This is a genomic window from Pseudomonas sp. GZJR-8 (assembly GCF_002916705.1).
Lineage (GTDB): Bacteria > Pseudomonadota > Gammaproteobacteria > Pseudomonadales > Pseudomonadaceae > Aquipseudomonas > Aquipseudomonas synxantha_A.
The window spans coordinates 577,553-594,784 of record NZ_JXSI01000003.1; the positions used below are offsets into that span (position 1 = coordinate 577,553).

Genomic DNA, 17,232 nt, shown 5'->3' on the forward strand with positions numbered 1-17,232 from the left:
GATCAAGGATTCCATTGGTTGGAGAGGGCCGGACGTATCGTCTTCAAGTCCGGGGAGTTTTCCAGGAAGTTGTCCGGGTAGTAGCCGAAACTGGTGACGCCCTGGCGTTTAAGTACACCCATCCACTCTGCCAATTGCTCAGCGCTGATATCCGGCGCGGCCTGGGTGCGCCAGTCTTTGGCTTGCAGTTCGAAGACGGTCTTTTCCAGTGCGCCGGGGCGTGCCTTGACCGTGGCCACCAGCTTTTCCAGCCAGGCATTGGAGTCTTTCAGCGACTGGCCTTCCATCAGCGGCATGGCCATGGGCGCCGTCCAGTCGTAGGTCTTGAGGAAATCATCGAGGTTCTGCGCAAACCAGGCTTCGCTGCCGGGGTTGAGCATCGGCTCGGCGAAGATATTGCGAGCGGTGAGGATCTGCGGGCCGCGAATGGCGCGCACCTTCACGGTCAGCTCGTTGGTGAAATCGGTCAGGTAGCGGCTCTTGAAGCGAGTCCAACGCTGCATCACTGCAGGGTCGGCACGCAGCGCAGCGATATTGTCCGGCAAGCCCTGGGCAGCATAGGCCTTGAGTGCGGCGGGGCTGGCGTCTTCAAAGTCGCTTAGCAGCGCATCGTCGTGATACAGCACGCCGTCGATGGCACTGTTGCTGGTACGCGCCAGGTCTTCGTAGATCTCGCCGATGAGCTGCCGTACTTTGGGATCAAAGGGCGACAGGCGCTTGTATTGATCCGGATCGGTAGCAACCTTGCCGGTCTGCGGGTCCCAGCGGGTCACGCGTGGCAGCTTGGCGTCGAGGGCAAAACTGAGCACCGGCATCCACGCAAACACGCTGGCGTGGGCACGGGTATGCAACTGCCAGGAAACGCGGTTGAACAGGTCGGCGCGCATCGGCAGGTGGCGGTTGGGGAAGTACACCGAATGCACCAGGCCATCACCCTTCGGGTCGGCGTAGGCTTGCAGAAACACCGTGACGGCGCCCATGTCCACCACGCGCTGCACCAGCACATCGAGGTTGTGCGCCTGTTGAACCGGGTCGGGGTCATAGACGTGATCCAGGTCCACATGCACGACGCGCAACGGAGCCTTGGCCTGAACCGAAACCATGCTGCTGGCGAAGTGTTCCCCATCCGGGTCGGAGGCCACCAAAAAGCGCGGGCTGTTCATCAGCTTGTTGGAATCATCCAAACCGTCATCCAGCGTAAGCGCCATCTCATAGCCGTGTTCACCGACCACGGCCAGGGTGGTGCCATCGGCCGCGCCATACGGCCACACCCATACCCGTGGAGCCTTGCCAGTGACGGTACGGATTTTATTGGAGATGGCTGCTACGTCAGTACGCATCCGCGCCTGGAACTGCGCTTCGGTTTCATAGCGACCGGTCGCCGGATCATAGCGGCGCGTGGTGGCCGCCGGTTCGAGGTTGCCCTGGGGATTGGCGAGTATGCCTTTGTGATTGGCGTCGGTATGGGCGGCGATTTCCACCAGGCCCGATCGGGACACTTCGCGAATCTGCTGCCAGGTCAGGAAGTCGCCCCGTGGGCGCGGTGTACCGGCGAAGTCCACCGGCTGGTTCAGCGGCGTGTCGATCCAACTGCCCACCGGCGCCAGCACGGCCGGCCAATTGTAGGCCCGCAGGATCGGCATCACGCGGGTGTAGAAGCTGGAATAGCCGTCATCGAAGCTGAGCATCACGGCCTTGGGCGGCAGTGTCGGCCCGCCCCGGCGCGCAGCAAGGACTTGATCCACGCTGACCGCCTGGTAACCGTTCTCCCGCAGCCAGGCCAATTGCTCGATCAAGCGCTCGGTACGCACCGCCACCACGGCCTGGTCAGGGTCATTGTCCGAGACGTCGTGGTAGGCAATGCCCAGGAAATGGTTCTTCGGCCACGGTGCTTCGCTGGCCAGTGTCGGGCGCTCGGCAGGTGGAACGAATGGCGCGGGTTGCTGGGCGCATGCGGCGGCCAGCATTACACCCAGGACCAGAAAAAAACGACTGAGGAGGGTCATGGTCAGGCTCTTCTAGAAACGGTAAGTGAGGTCCAGGAGCAGGCGCAAATCGCGTTCGCGCTCGCCGTCGTAAGGTCGGCTGACCAGGCTCAGGTTGGCGCCGGCTTCCAGCACGTCATTCCAGCGAAAGCGTTGGCCGTACCCGATCAAGCCGACGCCGCCGGTGGAGTAATCCTTTTGGCTATAGGTACCCGCACCGAGCTGGAACTGCTGACTCCACTGGGTTTCGTAGCGGTGATAGAGCACATGGTTGACGTTGACGGTAGGCAACACGCTGAAGTCGGACTTGGGGTTGAAGTAGATCGTGTCTTCCTTGCTGTTGCGGCTGGCACCGACTTCCAGGCCCAGCTCTACTTGCACTTTGGGCGAGCTGTAGATGCCTTCGCGGCCGGTGAGCAAGGCTTCGACGCGGTCGTTGCCATCGCTGAAATGCGACGGGCTGACGGCCAGTTTCCACTCCCGGCTTTCGTTGGCGCGCCAGCGGATAAAACCGCTGCCGCCGTTGGCCGTGACACCTTCATTCAACGCCCGCAACGGTGTGGTGTTAAGCAGGTAGCCAAGGCTGCCGCCGTATTGCCAGTGGTCGTTGATGTCGCGAGCGATCGACACGCTCGCGCCTTGTTTGGCGCCATCGCCATAGGAGTGGTTGGACACTTCGGCTTCGATGGTCATATCGCGGGTGCGCCGCTCCACGCCCACACGCTGCCAACGGTGATGGCCGGTACCTTCGGCGAAATCGGCAGTGCCATAACCGACACCGGCGAACAGGCGCCAGTCCTCGTCGATGGGTGGGGTGTAGATCACGCTTTCTATGCCCCAGTCACGGCTACCCGACACCGCGCCGGCCTCTTGGTTGTTGCCGCCACCGAAGCTTTTGCCGGTGTAGGCTTCCACCCGCACTTCGGCCATGTCGTGCACGTCGCGCAAGCGTTTGAGGCGCTGTACCTGGCGGTTGTCCGGGGCGCGGGCAACGACGTCATCGGTAAGCAGGTCCAGTTGCCGCCATTCCTGCAGGTCCAACGCGGTGAAGCCTTGGGACATTTCCACCCCGATGTCACGAGGGCTCTGGTTTTCGGTCTCCTTGAGGGAGTCTTCAGCGCGTCTGGGCCATTCACGGGCACGGTACATTTCTGCCTGTGCCAAACGTACACCGATGCTGCCGGGAGCTTTGCTCCCCAGGTCTTCCAGCGCTTGTTCGCTGGCATTCAGGTCGGCGCCATAGGTACCGGCCTGGGCCGCCAATTGCTGGGCGTCCATCCATTCGTCGTTAGGGTTGCCGATAGGCAAACCCTTGAGTTCAACCCGAGGTTTCTCGGTGCTGGCCAGCTGCGTGGCGACCGCACGCGCCTCATCCACCTGATCGTTTTCCAACAAGGCGTAGAACAGGGCGGTGCTGTCTTTGACATGATCACCGACGTCGGCATCCGCTGCAGTCAGCGCCTGGCGATACAGCGGCGCGGCTTTTTCCGGCAGGCGCTGGTCGAGGTAGGATGCGGCGACCCAGCGCACGGCGTAGGTCGGCAACTGCACGCCTTGGGCGGTGAGCACTTCGTATTCGCGAATCACCTCAGCGGTGCGTGCACGGGCCTTGAGTGCACCAAGCCGGTCGATACGCCAGCGCACGACGTCGTCGTGGGCAGTGGCGTCCGGAGCCCAGCGGCTGATCAGCTTGTCGTAATCCTGCAGGGCGCGATCGGCGATGACGTAGCGTTCTTTTTCGGTACGCGTAGCGAACTCGGCCATGCGCACGCGCTCGGCGGCAAGGTCGCCTTCCAGGCGGCGCTGGGTGACCGCGTCCACCAGGCCCGGGCGCTTGGCCGACAGGCGCAGGGCGGCTTCGGGCAAGCGAGCCTTTTGCAGGGCGACGATGTATTCACGGGCCACTTCCGGTTTGTCGCCGGCACGGATAAAGGCTTGGTCGAACTCGAACAAGGCGTCGTAATTCAAGCCGGCGCGTGTCAGCGCATAACCCAGGGCCATGCGGCGGTTCGGGTCATTGGGTTGCGCCGCCACCATCGTGCGCAAGCGTTGCACCGCTTCGTTGGCCTTGCCGCCATCGGCCTGGGTCAGGGCCTGGCCCAGTTGCAAGTCGACGTTATTCGGTTCACGCAGCAGAGCCTGGCGATAGACCGCTTCGGCCTGAGCCCATTGTTTTTGATTGCGATAGGTGCGCGCCACCGTGGCAAGTGCCTGGGTGGTGAGGTTGCGGTGCTTGCCTTGTGCTTCGTACACCTTGAGCACTTCGTCGTCTTGCCCGGCCCAACCGGCAATCACCAGGTGGTCACTGACCTGGCCTGGGGTTTGGCGTTCGGCAGACAGTTGGCGCAGTTGCGTCAACGCCGGCGTGAAGTGACCGTTGCGGGCCTGGATGATCAGGGCATCGTAGGCGGGATCGGCAAATGCGAGGCCAGGAACCAGCAATTGGCTGCACAGGGCGGCCCCGATAAGCAGACGCAACCGGCCTGAAGCACTGTAGGGGAGGTTTCGCAGCATATCGTGAGCTTCCTTACACACGGAAAGCCCTAACGATAGATGGTCCTGAGCGAAACGCATCAGGGTGTCGGCGTCTCGGGACCCGACCTAGCTTTCCTGTAAGAACTATCTCTTAGCAAAGTAGGGGGAAGTACAATTCAGAACAATTGTTCAGAATTGTGCGATCGCGATTTTTTGCCCTCACACAAAACGAATGTGGGAGCCGGGTTTGTGTGGGAGCCGGGCTTGCCCGCGATGCAGGCACCGCGGTCGTTCAGCCAGACCGGGGCGATGCTATCGCAGGCAAGCCAGCTCCCACACAAGCCTGCTCCCACATTTTTTTACTGCATTTTCAGCGCTTACTGGGCGCCGCTCACCGCACCGACTTTCGACATCACAAAGCCAATGAACTGCTCAACGGTCATCTTCTGGCCGTTGAAGGTCACTTCGTTGTTGGCGTAGTGCAGCTTGGAAACTACATCGGTGCCCACCAGGGTTGCCAGTTGCGTGCCGACTGCCATGCCGCTGACCATCTCGGCCGCCATCTGCGATTGCTGCTCGATGGCTTTGGGGTCAGTCACACCACCGACCTGGGCTTGCAGGGCCGCTACGTCGCTGATCATTGGCTTGGACAGGGTCAGGTTGGCATCCAGCAGCGCAATCATCTGCTTGCCCAGTTCAACCGGCGGCAGCTCCATGGACGTTGGCTTGGCTAGGTCCACAACCAGGTTGAACTTGCTTTCGCCGTGGGTGGTTTTAAGCGACAGGTTTTCCACCGCCAGTTGCGGCTTGGCAGCCAGTACCTGGTTGACGTTGGCTTCGGCCAGGGCCTGCTCGGCTTCGGTCAATTGCAGTTCCGGCACGGGTTGGCCAGCGGCGGCCGCGGCTTGCACCGGCTGCATCTTGTCCTGGTAGAGCTTGGTCAGCACCAGCATCGCCGGGATATCGACATTCTTCATGCTCACGGCCATGGCGGCCGAGCCGACCGGTTTGCCCTGATAACCGATCTCGTCGATCTTGTAATCGACGCGGCCGGCCAGGTTGTTGTCCTTGGCTTGGGTAGAGTCTTTCTGCTCGAAGCCCTTGAGGGTCAGCACGGCTTTCTGCGGGCCGAAGGTGACCTTGGTATCGGTCAGTTCCACGGTGTTCTGGCCGGTGTAGAAGCCAAAGGTGGATTTCTCCAGGTTGCTGGCAACAGTCAGGCCAGCCAGTTCCGCTTCGAACGGTGCGCCATTGGCATCGATCGCCGCGACCTTGAGGCTGTTCATGAAGCCATCAGCCTTGACCTTCTGGCCTTCGGCGCTGCTGTCGAATTCCAGGTTGGCGCCAGAGAAGCTCACCGAGGAGGTGTCGTCCTTGAACTCAAGCGGCAGCAATTCGATGTTGCCGCTGACCGAACGGCTGTAGCCGATGTTCGCCACGCCTTTGAGCGGCGACACGTCTTTGCTGGCGGCGAACCATTTTTCAGTGGTGGGGTTCTTTTCCAGTTCGTAGTGACTGGTGGCCATGACCGGCAACCACTTGAGGGTCACCAGGCGCGAGAACGGCAGCGGGCCGTGCTCGATATGGTCGACGAACAGCAACTCAGGGTTCGGGTTGTCTTCACCGAACACGCTGCCCTGGCCCTTGAGGCGATAGTGCGCCGTGCTGCTGAACACGCCACGGTCCAGAGACACCAGTTCCAGAGCCACGCTGCCGTCGACGCCGGCCATGGAGGTCTGCAACTCTTTGTTGGCGTTCTGGATGGCGGTTTGCAGGACCGGCTCCAGTTGTTTACCGGTGTACCAGGCGCCGCCCGCACTGACGGCGCCGATGGCGACAACAAAACCCAAGAAAACAACTGCTGGCTTATTCATGAAGTGACCTGATCAAATCCTGTGAGAAGTGGGCTGTCTTCCTTGAACCCCGAAGGGGTTGGCTCAAGCCCGCCGAAAACGGGGGAAGATTAGCACTGGCGAGCGCAAACGGCCCAGCCTTTCAGAGGGATCAGTTCCGTAGGAGTTCAGGAGTACTCCAGCTCGATTTCGTCCAACTGGTGATCAAAACTCTTCAAGCGGGCGGTCCAGGTGTACACCAACACCTCAAACTCGCGGTGGATCACGGCATTGCCGGGGGTGTCGGCCTTGGGGTCGCAAAAATCCAACTGGTAGCGCTCGCGGGCCATTTGCGTGGCGACATCGGACAATTCCCGCGCGTTATCGAGCCAGTGCCTACCGTCTGCGACCTGTCGATCCAGCAGCACGCATTGTTTTTTCAGGACTTCGAGGCTTTTTTCCAGCGGCGTGCCGGTGAGGTCGCCCATGACCTCCTGGAAGGTGCGCCCGGGCTGCCAGTAGCTGCCCCAGAAATAGCGGTCGAATACGGTTTCGACGCGGCGCAGGGCAACCTTGGTGTCCCAGATCGCGACGCGGGTCTTGCCTTGCTCGAGGAGCTTTTTCTTCACTCGCTGGTTTTGATAAGACGCCCAGGCCACCACGCCGATGGACAAGGTGCCGATCACCAGGCAGGCGCTGTCCAGGAACACCATGGCCTTGTCGAGTTGATGGGCGAGCATGACACCGTAGAAATACGCGGCCGATAACAATACCAGTGCGAAGAGCACGCACCAGAAAGCGGGAGCATAAGGGTTTTTCATTATTGGAATCCCCATGAGCAAACGCGAGCTTTGTCGGGTGAGACGTCACGGCGCCTCACCTGACAAAGCATAGCAATCACCTCACGGTTTGCCGGGTTTTACCCCTTGCGTTCGTCCGCTTTCCCAGCCGCCGCCCAGGGCCAGGAACAGATCGATCTGGCTCATGGCAACCTGGGTGTTGGCCGTCGCCAATTGCGCGCGCATATCGGTGTAGGTGCGCGTGGCTTGCAGGTCGGCCAGGAACGATTCGCGGCCGGCCTGGAAGAAGCGATGGGTCTGGCCTGCGGCTTCTCGCGCCGACTGTTCGGCTTCGGCCAGGGCGTCGCGGCGCTGCAACACCGCAGTGTATTGCGCCAGGCCGGTCTGGGTTTCGCGGATGGCATTGAGCACCACGCCGTCGAAGTGCGCCAAAGCGCCCTGGGTCGCAGCTTCGGCTTCATGGATACGCGCACGGGCGCCGTTGGTCGGCACGGTCCAGCTGATCATCGGGCCAAAGCCCCAGCGGTTGGTGGCCGGTGTGCCGAGGTTTTCCAGCAGGCCCACGGTGCCTACCGTGGCGCCGATGCTGATATCCGGATACAGCGCGCCGGTGGCCACGCCGATTCGTGCGGTCGCGGCAGCCAACTGGCGCTCAGCCTGGCGCACATCAGGGCGACGTTTGAGCAGCGTGGCACCGTCGCCCACCGGCAGCAACTGGGCGATGTGTGGCAGCTCGGCGCAGGTGCCAGTGCCGGCCGGCAGTTGGTCTACGGGCTTGGCCAGCAGCATCGACAGGCGGAACAGTGCGGCCTGGCGCGAGGCTTCATAGCGCGGAATGTCGGCGCGCAGGGATTTGTATTGGGTTTGCGAGCGGGTCACCTGGGTTTCGTCGCCGCGCCCGGCATCCCGCAGGCGCTGAGTCAGCTTGGTGCTCTGCGCTTGCAGATCGAGGGATTCGTTGGCAATCGCCAGCTCTTCGTTGGCCGCGCACACCTGGGTGTAGGAACGCACCACATCGGCCACCAGGGTGATGCGAGCGATATCGGCTGCCGCCTGGGTTGCATCGGCGCTGGCCTTGGCGCTTTCGATGCCGCGCTGCAAGGTGCCGAACAGGTCGAACTGATAGGACGTGGTGATACCGACGCTGCCGATATTGCCGACCGGGACTTTGTCCGGCAGCAAAAATGCCTCGCCAGATTCCTGCAAGCGCTGGGCCTCGGCCTTGGCGCCGGCACTCCAGCCTCCGGCGGATTCAGCCTGCTGCACTTGGTAACGCGAACGCTGCAAGTTGGCGGCGGCCACGCGCAGATCGGTGTTGGAGGCCATGGCCTGCTGCACCAGCTGGTCCAGGCGCGGGTCTTTATACAGCTTCCACCAATCGGCCGGCACCGGCGCCGAGACCACGTTGCTGCCCTCGCCCATGATCGGCCCTTGCAGGTCGCCACGGTTGACTGCGGCCTGCTCCGGCAGTTTGTAATCCGGGCCCACTACTTGGCAGGCCGACAGCAACAACCCCAGGGAAGCGGTTGCCAGAAGCCGCTTCATGGTTTGTCCCCGTCTTTAACCTTGTCGTCGATGATCGACACCGTCGCCGTGCGCCCGGCGATCATGCGAAAGTCCGCCGGCACATCGTCAAAGGCAATGCGCACGGGGATCCGCTGGGCCAGGCGCACCCAGCTGAACGCCGGGTTGACGTTGGGCAGCAGGTTGGAGCCGCTGCTGCGGTCGCGGTCTTCGATACCGGCGACGATGCTCTGCACATGCCCGTGCAGTCGAGCGTTGTCGCCGATCACGCGGATGTCCACGCCCATACCGACGTGGATGCCGTCGAGCTTGGTTTCTTCGAAGTAGCCGTCGATATGGAAGGAATTGCTGTCCACCACCGACAGCACCGGGCGCCCGGCAGTGACGAACTCCTGGGTGCGCGGTGCGCGGTCGTTGACGTAGCCGTCCACGGGGCTGCGGATCACCGAGCGGTCGAGGTTGAGTTGGGCAGAGTCCACCGTCACCTGGGCTTCGGCCAGGGCCGATTGGGCGCGGGCCACGCGGGACTGGCTTTCTTCCAACTGCTCGCTGGGCACCAGGTTGCCGAGGCCACGGTTACGCTTGTACTCGCGCTGGGCCTGGGCCAGGGTTTCCTGGCGGTCGGCCACGGCGGCCTGGGCTTGGCGCAGGGCCAGCTTGAAGCGGTCCTGGTCGACGGCAAAGAGCACCTGGCCTTTGGTCACCAACTGGTTGTCACGCACGTCCACCCGCTGGATCAGCCCGGAGACGTCCGGGGCGATCTGCACGATGTCGGCGCGGATGTGGCCGTCACGGGTCCAGGGGGCAAACATGTAGTACATGACCATGCGCCACACAACGACGACCGCGAAACTCACGATCAACAACGTCAGGACGACACGGCCGATAGTCAAAAAAGGTTTTTTCATGTCATCAAATATCGACTGAGTGAGTCCACCGCGCCCAGCAACAGCGCGTACAGCCCCACATTGAACAATGCCCGGTGCCAGACCAGGCGATAGAAGTGCATGCGCGTCAACAGCCCGTGCACCACCAGAAACAACACATAGGTAATGCCCATCAGCACCAGCAGCGTAGGCAGGAACACCCCGCTGATATCCAGATCACCGATCATAAAGGCGCTCCATCGGGTAGCGGCGCTTCCATTTCCGTGCCGCCAATGAATTCCACACCGGGCAACAACGCCAGGCGCAGGCCGGCCAAGGCGTGCAGCAGGTGCAGGCGGGTGTCGTCTTCGTCTTGCAGGCCCTGGCCGTTGAGGGCGCGGCGCGTACGGTCCAGGGTCATCAGCAGACCGCTGGGTGCGGGCAAGCGTTCACCGGCCTTGAGGCACGCTTTGAAGTAACCGCCCACCCCTTCCACCACCTGGTTGAGCAACACCCGTGGCACACCGAGGATGCGCGGCGAGTAGGCCAGCAGGTCGAGCAGGTTCAGCGCTACGCGCAGGTCGCGCAGGGCGCTGCCGGTGTCTTGGCCGGTAAGGGCCAGGCGCGGCAGGTGTTGCATCAGGCGGTCGAGCATTTGTGCGGCCATGTGCCGGTGTTCGTTCAGGGTTGCGGGCTCGGTCAGGCCAACGATGTCACGCCAGCTGAAACGGGTCAGGCGCTTGGCCGCCAGTTCGGCGCCGAAGGGCCGGGCGATCAAGGTCCACACAAATGCGAACAGCAGGCCCACGGGCCCAGCCAGGTTGACGTTGGCGAAGTTGAGAAAATCCGCGTCATAGGCGCCCTGGATGCTGATGAACGACGAGGTGTTGACCAGCGTCAGCAACATGCCCAGGTAGAATCGTGGCTGTACCGTGAGGGTGCCGATACAGATAAACGGCACGGCAAAAGCCAGCACCAGCATGGGGAAATCGTGCAGATTGGGCAGCACCAGAAACAGATACAGGCTGGCGAACAGCACCGACATGGCGGTCCAGAAAAAGAACCGGTAGATCTGCGGCGCCGGGTCGTCCATCGAAGCGAAGAAGCTGCAGGCGACGGCGGCCAGGATCACGGCGCTGCCGCCATCGGTCCAGCCCAGCAGGATCCACAGCACCGAGGCGACGATGATCGCGGTAACGGTGGAAAACGCCGAGTAGAACATCAGCCCACGGTCGAGAAATGGCGTGAGCCGGCCCAGGCGCCAGTGGCGGTAGACGGCGCGCCAGGTGTCCTGGCTTTCGCACTGAATGGCGGCTTGCAGGCTGCGACAGTCTTGCCACAGGTCGACCCATTCGCCCAGGCGGTACAGGGCGTTGGAGAACAGCAACGTGTGGCGGTCATCCAGCGCTTCGCCTTGGGGTTGGGCGGCATCGATCTGGTCACGCAGCACACGCCAGCGTTCCAGGGGCGCTTGTTCAGTGGTGCTTTGCAGCCAGGCGTTGGCTTCCTCCAGCAACGGTTTGAGCCGGTCGAGAAACTCCGGTGCGCGATGCTCGATGGCGTACACCGCGTCATCCAGCGCGTCGATTACCGGCAGCAGATGAATCATGCGCCCGCGCAGTTCTTTGGTGTTGCGCACCGTTTGCGGCCGCGCGCCTTCGTGGGGCAACTGGCCGATCATCAACTCAAGGGTGTTGAAGGTGGCAACCATGCCGCCGCGCAGGTTGCTGACCGCTTCAGGGTCAATCTGGCGGGTGAGGAAGCGTTGGCTATAGACCTGAGCATCGCTGAACCACTTGGCCACCGAGCCATCGAACACCGGCATCAGGCGCCGTGGCCAGAACATTGCGCCCACCACCGCTGCGACCGCGATGCCAAGGAAGATTTCTTCGGTACGCGCTTCAGCCACGTCCCACACCGCCAGGGGGTTATCCACCACTGGCAGGGCGATCAGCGGCAAGGTATAGCCGGCCAGCATCAGGGCGTAATTATTGGCCGTGCGCAGGTGCATGGAGAGGAACAGCAAGGTGCCCGTCCATAACGCAATCACTACCACCAACAGGTAAGGCGACTGCACGAACATCGGCACAAACAGCACCGCCGCCGCTGCCCCCATAAAGGTGCCAATGGCGCGGTACAAAGCCTTGGAACTGGTGGGCCCGACAAACGGGCTGGAGACGATATACACGGTAGCCATCGCCCAGTACGGACGCGGCATTTGCATCAGCATGGCGATGTACAGCGCAATCATCGACGCGGCGAACGTGCGGACCCCGTAGAACCAGTCGCGGGCGGGCGGGAAGCCGGTAAAAAATCCGTTCAAGGCGCCACAGCCTCGGCCGCTTCGAAGGCGCGCAGCACGCGCAGTGCGGCTTCCAGGTCGGTGGGCGCGATATCCACAAGGACTTCCTTGCGCAGGCGAACCAGTTGGGCTTCTACCGCCTGCACCAGTTCACGGCCGCGCTCGGTGAGGCTCAGGGCCTTGGCGCGGCGGTCGTGGATGTCTTCGGTGCGGCATACGTAGCCGTCGCCGCACAGCCGATCGAGCAGGCGCACCAATGACGGGCTTTCCATACCGGAGGCCTGGGCTACTTTGACCTGGTGCACACCGTCACCCAAGCGACCGATCATCAACAACGGCACGGCGCAGGCTTCGGAGATGCCATAGCTGACCAGCGTGGTCTGGCAGATTTTGCGCCAGTTACGGGCGCCCACCACCATGCTGCTGCTCAGGTTCATCTGAAGTTGTTCGAGGGATTGGGACACTGGATAGTTCGCATACAGTTAGTTTGCTAACTATTAATATGGTGGAGGGAGGAAGAGCCGTCAAGTTTTGAAACAATTTCTCGATGGATGGAGCGATTCAGCGGCCACACCGCCGGGCGAATGTGGGAGGGGGCTTGCTCCCGATGGCGAGGGGTCAGCCACTGATGCATTTACTGACACGCCCTCATCGGGAGCAAGCCCCCTCCCACATTTGGATCAGCGTCGGATGCCCGGGCTATTTTTCAGCCTGACCATCGAGGCGACGCTGGATCTCGCCCAGCATGTCCAGGCCATCGCGCAGTGAAACCAATGCGGCAGTGACCAAGTGATGGAGGTTTGGGTTGTCGCTTGTTGAGACGAGGGTCTCCAAAAGCTCAGTGCCGATACGTATGCGGCTTCGCGCCGTTTCGTGGAGCAGGTGCGATGGGGCAAAGGTGTTGAAAGCCAGGACGGGAACGCCGGTGGGGTTGGTTTGAAGCGGCTTGTATTGGTCCATCGATAAACCTCACAGATAAGGATTTGAACCACCTTCTCCCGTCGCCAAACGAATAAGGGTGGCAGCTGTACGCAGGTTGGCGAACCGGTTATCTGTGAAACCCGGCAGATCCGAAGATCTCCCGCGCACAGCCGCCATAGAACCCAATGCCTTCATCCAAGGAAAAACGCACGGGGTAGGAACGCTGTAACGCGTCACAGAATTTCGGATCGCCAAATCCGATCGCCGATGTGCGGCGACGGGGCGAGCTATAGGGGGGATGGTTGAGGCTGTGCAACCAACATATTGATCTCTACCGTCAGTCATCTCAGCTTTTTCCAAACGCCATTCGGTAATGACGATGTATATACTTTGTGCATACCATTGCGGAGGAATCGCTGATGTCCAAATTAGCCGTTTTTACAATGAAGCTTGAACCAGAGCTTCGCGACCAGTTCATGGCTGAATGCGAAGCCTCCCATCGTCCTGCATCGCAAATCGTACGCGAAATGATGCGTGAATTCGTTCAGGCCCAGCAGCACTCGCGAGAGTACGATGAGTTTTTGCAACGCAAAGTTGATGCTTCTCGTGCATCCATTCGCGCAGGCCGAGAGGTTTCCAATGAAGATTTGGAAGCTGAATTCGCAGCCAGGCGCGCTCAAGTAGATAGTCAGGGATGAGGGTCGCGTGGACGCCCGAGGCAGGGCAGGATCGTAGAGATATCTGGGATTTTCTGTTTGAGAAAAATCCACAAGCCGCAGCCGACATGGACCGGCGCTTCAGCATGGCAGCACTTGGATTAGCACATAACCCCGAAATTGGCCCAATAGGCCGGATTGCGGGAACACGCGAAATCATTCCGCACCCGAGCTACCGCCTTGTTTATCAAGTTGAGCCCGAAGTAGTGAGGATTGTGGCTCTGGTGCATACAGCTCGCCACTGGCCACCAGAAAGTTAAATCCCACATTGATGCCTCAGATCGGCGAGGGCTGATTGCCACATTCCTCAATCACCCGCCCCACCTCCTCCTCAATAAACCCAAACACCTCCTCCGCCACGCTGTACTGAAACTGTTTGCGCCGATGCTTGGAAAGCTTGCCCTCGTTATCCAGGCACATCATCACCAGCTTCGACAAATCACTGCCACGCACGTCGTAGCGTTGATTCACGGCCTTGATCACGCGGTCGTAGCGGTCGAGGAATTCGGTTTCTTCGCGCAGTTCGACTTCCAGTGCGCGGCGGGCCATTTGCAGGGTGAATTCGACGCAGCGGGTGGCGCCCCAGTAGCGGTAGATCGAGGGGTGGCCGATGAAGTCGAACGCCATGTGTTCGGCGTCCAGCCAGGTGACATTCCAGAATTCCCGCGTCGGCTGCGAGAAGGTCTTGAGCGCCTCCAGATAGGCTTGTTCCTCGTGCTTCATGGCGACGGAGACTGGTAGCAACAAGCCATTTCCCAGTGCGCCGTAATGACAAAGCGTCTGGTGGATCAGGAAGCGAGACAGGCGGCCATTACCGTCCATGAACGGGTGCAGGAACACGAAGCCGAAAGCAGTGACGGCAGCCGCGACCAAGGGATCAACGTCTCGCACGGGTTGGTTGGCGAAGGCCATCAGTTCTTCCATCAGCTCCTGGCACAGCGCGGGAGCTGGCGGGACGTAGCTCACACCGGCGGCGCCGCGCAGGCCGTTGTGCAGATGATTTTGTTCGTGGCGAAACGCGACGGCTTTGTCGAAGGGGTTGGAGACGGTGCTGTTTTGCAACTCGACCAAGTAGTCCTCGGTGAGCAAGCGGCCTTCGTGGGCCTGGCGCAGTAGTTGGACGAAACGGCGGGATTTTTCTTCGCTGGGTTGTTCTTTTTCGATGGCAAATGAATCGCGGGTTTCGTGCAGGTACGCCCATTGAATGGCGCGGTCCATCATTTCGGGTGGGAGGGTGGCCATGAAGGATTTCGCACGGCCCAGGACATCGAGGCTCATCAAGGCATCAATTTCCTGCGTACGCTCAACAGTCGCACAGTAGGCCAAAGAACCCAAACCGTTGAAGTCGATCCGCCAGCGGGAATTACGCGTAGAAGGCCCGGTTACGTAGCGTTGCGGATCAAACAGAGGGGAAACGCGGCTGTTGATTGGCTTGCTGTAGTCCAACCGTTGGAGGGTCAGGCCCTCCCATAAATAACAGGCTTTGCGGATGAATACGCCGTTGGGTGCTTTATCCAGCTCTTGCAGCAGTTGGTCCGCGCTGACCGCTTCAAGTGCCTGGGCAAGGATGCCGAGGTTGATGCCTTCGTGTTTGAGGGCAAAGAGAATATGGTCGAGCACTGAATCGGCAGCAGGCGCCACTCCATGGGGAACGGCCAGGCAATCGCCAATCATCGAAATCCGCGTGACAGGCTTGACCATTGCGGTACGGGCAGGCGCAATGGCTTTCAGCCCGAGGGTCTGATGGAGATGGGCATAACCGACCAAAGACATCGCGTAACCTCAGAAAAAGTTCACTGACGCGATTAAAGCCCAGATTTTTTCAACCCTCACCAGATTTTTTCAAGTTTTAGCGTAACGGCTAAGTTTTTTACACCCCTCGCCCACCGCGCAACATCAGGTTCAGTTCATCCACCACCTCCGCCCAATCCGCATCTTCGAGAATCTCCTCACGCAAAAATGCTTTTTGGCTGGCCGTCCAGAAAAACGCATCCGCCAGTTTCAATTCGGGCTTGAGCGGCGAATGAGCGGCCACAAACTGATCGATGCTGACCGGGTCATCTTCCAACCCAAGCTGTTTGAACAATGACGGCAAGCTATGCACTGGCGATTCCATGATGAACTCCTGAGGGTGAAGGGTTAACCGAGTCTAGCGGCAACCCTCGGGCTGCGGTGCGGGCACGTTGCACAACACGAACAATCGCGCCCGCGCGCCACCGCCGTCCTGGCGACTGAGTTCGTGCCAGCCTTGCGGCAGCGGGGCAAAGTCGTCGGGGGCTTCGTTGCTGCTGATCAGCCATACGCGCCGGGTGGTGGCCGGCAACGCCGATAGACGGTCGAGATAGATTCGCCCGCCATCCTGATCCACCAGCGTGCCGAAGCCATAGGCATTCGGTCGTGTCGAGGTGCCGTCGGGTTTGGGCGGTGTGTAGAGCTGAAGTTGCGCGTCGGTCTGGTCGTAATACACGTAGCTCAGATACCACATCATATCGCTGAGGACGATGCGGTCGTCTTCCTGGTAATTGCGATTGACGAACTCCACCGGCACGTTGAATTGGTCGTGCTCATCCACCTCGAAGTTGTTCTTCAGGCCCAGCAGTTCCATGCCCACAAACAGCACCCACAGCGCTGCGCCCAGCCATGACAAGCGTGACGGCAAGCGGTCGATGGCAAGCGCCAGGACGATCGGCAAACCCAGGGCATACACCGTGAGGTAGCGCTCGATAAAGACCGGCGAGATAAACGACACGCCATACACCAACAGCAACGGCAACAAGAAAAACAACGCCGGCAAACGAGCTCCCGGGTGGCGCCAGGCCGTCATCCACACCACCGCAATCAGCAGCAGCGGAAATATCCAGAACAGCGGCGTCCACAAATCATCGCCGGCATCCTGCAACACGAACTGCCAGATCATCGAGGGCACAGACAGCAGGTTGACCGGCTCTTCCCAGCCGATGTCGCCGCCCACCTTGAGCTGGTCGACATGCTGCACCAGGTCCAACAGGTTCGGCAGCCAAGGCAGGTACAACAACACGATCACCACGTTGGCCGCCCACCATGCAGGCCGCGTTATCAAACGTTGGCCTGGCGCCTGCATCCCCAGATAAGCCCAATGCACCAGCACGCACAGCGCGGTGAAGTAATGCGTGTAGAAACCGGCACTCATCAACAGCACATACGCGGCCAAATAGCGCGTGCGTTCGGGCTGACGCATCCAGTACACCAGCGCCAGCGTGGCGCCCAGCAGCCACACGCCCAGCAGCGAATACATGCGCACTTCCTGGCTGTAGCGCACCGCCGTCGGCAACAGCGCCAGCAGGATGCCCGCCAGCACCGCCGCGCGCCGAGTAGACAGTTGCCGCGTCAGCCAGATGCCCAAGCCAACCACGGCTACGCCTGGCAGCGCGCTCATGCTGCGAATGGACCCGATGCTGTCGCCGAACACTTCGATCCAGCCGCGCAGCAGGAAGAAATACAGCGGCGGATGCACATCATGGGCCGCGTTAAACCACAGGTCGGCCACGGCGTATTCACTGAGCAACAGGCTCGACCCTTCATCGCCCCAGATCGCCGCCGAGGTGAGGTGGTAAAACCGCAGGGCCATGGCCAGCGCCAGGATCGGTACCCACCAGAGACGGCTGAGTCGACCAGCACCTTGCCAGGTCAGGCGCTGCAAGGCTGGCAGCGCTCCGGCTTTTTCGTTTTGCTCAACCACAGACCGACGCACTTCAATACCCCTGGCATTAGCTCGCTTGCCTGAGCGCAAACACCGCCACTCTAGGACAAAAGCCCAGGCTTCGCCGCTGGA

General features: G+C 60.9%; 15 protein-coding genes. 2 read left to right on the forward strand and 13 right to left on the reverse strand.

Annotation, left to right across the window (positions count from 1 at the left end; translation table 11 throughout):
- Nucleotides 1-2 precede the first annotated feature (2 nt).
- The 10 genes from pgaB to TK42_RS08945 all read right to left on the reverse strand — a co-directional run bounded on the left by pgaB (nt 3) and on the right by TK42_RS08945 (nt 12,744).
- The gene (gene pgaB / locus TK42_RS08900; RefSeq protein WP_032878493.1) at nt 3-2,006 is read right to left on the reverse strand and encodes a poly-beta-1,6-N-acetyl-D-glucosamine N-deacetylase PgaB; all 2,004 of its coding nucleotides are present in this window, start codon (nt 2,004-2,006) and stop codon (nt 3-5) included.
- A gap of 12 nt (nt 2,007-2,018) precedes the next feature.
- Complete coding sequence (gene pgaA, locus TK42_RS08905) at nt 2,019-4,499, reverse strand: poly-beta-1,6 N-acetyl-D-glucosamine export porin PgaA (protein ID WP_032878494.1); 2,481 nt, start codon at nt 4,497-4,499, stop codon at nt 2,019-2,021.
- Between the two features lie 338 nt (nt 4,500-4,837).
- A complete protein-coding gene (locus TK42_RS08910) occupies nt 4,838-6,334 on the reverse strand; it encodes a YdgA family protein (protein ID WP_032878495.1) in 1,497 nt (498 codons plus the stop codon).
- A gap of 146 nt (nt 6,335-6,480) precedes the next feature.
- The gene (locus TK42_RS08915; RefSeq protein ID WP_032878496.1) at nt 6,481-7,113 is read right to left on the reverse strand and encodes a hypothetical protein; all 633 of its coding nucleotides are present in this window, start codon (nt 7,111-7,113) and stop codon (nt 6,481-6,483) included.
- A gap of 81 nt (nt 7,114-7,194) precedes the next feature.
- The gene (locus TK42_RS08920; RefSeq protein ID WP_103734049.1) at nt 7,195-8,637 is read right to left on the reverse strand and encodes an efflux transporter outer membrane subunit; all 1,443 of its coding nucleotides are present in this window, start codon (nt 8,635-8,637) and stop codon (nt 7,195-7,197) included.
- Complete coding sequence (locus TK42_RS08925; protein ID WP_032878498.1) at nt 8,634-9,524, reverse strand: efflux RND transporter periplasmic adaptor subunit; 891 nt, start codon at nt 9,522-9,524, stop codon at nt 8,634-8,636. The genes TK42_RS08920 and TK42_RS08925 overlap by 4 nt, the downstream gene beginning before the upstream one ends.
- On the reverse strand, nt 9,521-9,730 hold the full coding sequence (locus TK42_RS08930; RefSeq protein WP_003187469.1) for a DUF1656 domain-containing protein: 210 nt from the start codon (nt 9,728-9,730) through the stop codon (nt 9,521-9,523). Before TK42_RS08930 ends, TK42_RS08925 begins: the two co-directional genes overlap by 4 nt.
- Nucleotides 9,727-11,805, reverse strand: a complete 2,079-nt coding sequence (locus tag TK42_RS08935) for an FUSC family protein (protein ID WP_005783581.1) — start codon at nt 11,803-11,805, stop codon at nt 9,727-9,729. Before TK42_RS08935 ends, TK42_RS08930 begins: the two co-directional genes overlap by 4 nt.
- The gene (locus TK42_RS08940) at nt 11,802-12,221 is read right to left on the reverse strand and encodes a MarR family winged helix-turn-helix transcriptional regulator (RefSeq protein ID WP_005783580.1); all 420 of its coding nucleotides are present in this window, start codon (nt 12,219-12,221) and stop codon (nt 11,802-11,804) included. The genes TK42_RS08935 and TK42_RS08940 overlap by 4 nt, the downstream gene beginning before the upstream one ends.
- 262 nt (nt 12,222-12,483) lie before the next feature.
- Nucleotides 12,484-12,744, reverse strand: a complete 261-nt coding sequence (locus tag TK42_RS08945; RefSeq protein ID WP_103734050.1) for a short-chain dehydrogenase — start codon at nt 12,742-12,744, stop codon at nt 12,484-12,486.
- A gap of 380 nt (nt 12,745-13,124) precedes the next feature.
- Here TK42_RS08945 and TK42_RS08950 point away from each other — a divergent pair, with 380 nt between their 5' ends.
- Both TK42_RS08950 and TK42_RS08955 read left to right on the forward strand, forming a co-directional pair.
- Nucleotides 13,125-13,403, forward strand: a complete 279-nt coding sequence (locus TK42_RS08950) for an antitoxin (protein WP_032878500.1) — start codon at nt 13,125-13,127, stop codon at nt 13,401-13,403.
- The gene (locus TK42_RS08955; RefSeq protein WP_103734051.1) at nt 13,400-13,681 is read left to right on the forward strand and encodes a type II toxin-antitoxin system RelE/ParE family toxin; all 282 of its coding nucleotides are present in this window, start codon (nt 13,400-13,402) and stop codon (nt 13,679-13,681) included. The genes TK42_RS08950 and TK42_RS08955 overlap by 4 nt, the downstream gene beginning before the upstream one ends.
- 16 nt (nt 13,682-13,697) lie before the next feature.
- Here the strand turns inward: TK42_RS08955 and TK42_RS08960 are convergent, their stop codons facing one another.
- The 3 genes from TK42_RS08960 to TK42_RS08970 form a co-directional block, all read right to left on the reverse strand.
- Nucleotides 13,698-15,194 (reverse strand): Fic family protein, encoded by a 1,497-nt coding sequence (locus TK42_RS08960; RefSeq protein ID WP_103734052.1) that lies wholly within the window; start codon nt 15,192-15,194, stop codon nt 13,698-13,700.
- 97 nt (nt 15,195-15,291) lie between these two features.
- The gene (locus tag TK42_RS08965) at nt 15,292-15,537 is read right to left on the reverse strand and encodes a DUF2789 domain-containing protein (RefSeq protein WP_103734053.1); all 246 of its coding nucleotides are present in this window, start codon (nt 15,535-15,537) and stop codon (nt 15,292-15,294) included.
- Nucleotides 15,538-15,570: 33 nt separating this feature from the next.
- Nucleotides 15,571-17,151, reverse strand: a complete 1,581-nt coding sequence (locus TK42_RS08970; protein ID WP_103734054.1) for a glycosyltransferase family 39 protein — start codon at nt 17,149-17,151, stop codon at nt 15,571-15,573.
- Nucleotides 17,152-17,232: the final 81 nt, after the last annotated feature.

Excerpts from the sequence above, each read along its gene's own strand:
- pgaB (WP_032878493.1), bottom strand. The coding sequence starts at position 2,006 with ATGACCCTCCTCAGTCGTTTTTTTCTGGTCCTGGGTGTAATGCTGGCC.
- pgaA (WP_032878494.1), bottom strand. The coding sequence starts at position 4,499 with ATGCTGCGAAACCTCCCCTACAGTGCTTCAGGCCGGTTGCGTCTGCTT.
- TK42_RS08910 (WP_032878495.1), bottom strand. The coding sequence starts at position 6,334 with ATGAATAAGCCAGCAGTTGTTTTCTTGGGTTTTGTTGTCGCCATCGGC.
- TK42_RS08915 (WP_032878496.1), bottom strand. The coding sequence starts at position 7,113 with ATGAAAAACCCTTATGCTCCCGCTTTCTGGTGCGTGCTCTTCGCACTG.
- TK42_RS08920 (WP_103734049.1), bottom strand. The coding sequence starts at position 8,637 with ATGAAGCGGCTTCTGGCAACCGCTTCCCTGGGGTTGTTGCTGTCGGCC.
- TK42_RS08925 (WP_032878498.1), bottom strand. The coding sequence starts at position 9,524 with ATGAAAAAACCTTTTTTGACTATCGGCCGTGTCGTCCTGACGTTGTTG.
- TK42_RS08930 (WP_003187469.1), bottom strand. The coding sequence starts at position 9,730 with ATGATCGGTGATCTGGATATCAGCGGGGTGTTCCTGCCTACGCTGCTG.
- TK42_RS08940 (WP_005783580.1), bottom strand. The coding sequence starts at position 12,221 with ATGAACCTGAGCAGCAGCATGGTGGTGGGCGCCCGTAACTGGCGCAAA.
- TK42_RS08945 (WP_103734050.1), bottom strand. The coding sequence starts at position 12,744 with ATGGACCAATACAAGCCGCTTCAAACCAACCCCACCGGCGTTCCCGTC.
- TK42_RS08950 (WP_032878500.1), top strand. The coding sequence starts at position 13,125 with ATGTCCAAATTAGCCGTTTTTACAATGAAGCTTGAACCAGAGCTTCGC.
- TK42_RS08955 (WP_103734051.1), top strand. The coding sequence starts at position 13,400 with ATGAGGGTCGCGTGGACGCCCGAGGCAGGGCAGGATCGTAGAGATATC.
- TK42_RS08960 (WP_103734052.1), bottom strand. The coding sequence starts at position 15,194 with ATGTCTTTGGTCGGTTATGCCCATCTCCATCAGACCCTCGGGCTGAAA.
- TK42_RS08965 (WP_103734053.1), bottom strand. The coding sequence starts at position 15,537 with ATGGAATCGCCAGTGCATAGCTTGCCGTCATTGTTCAAACAGCTTGGG.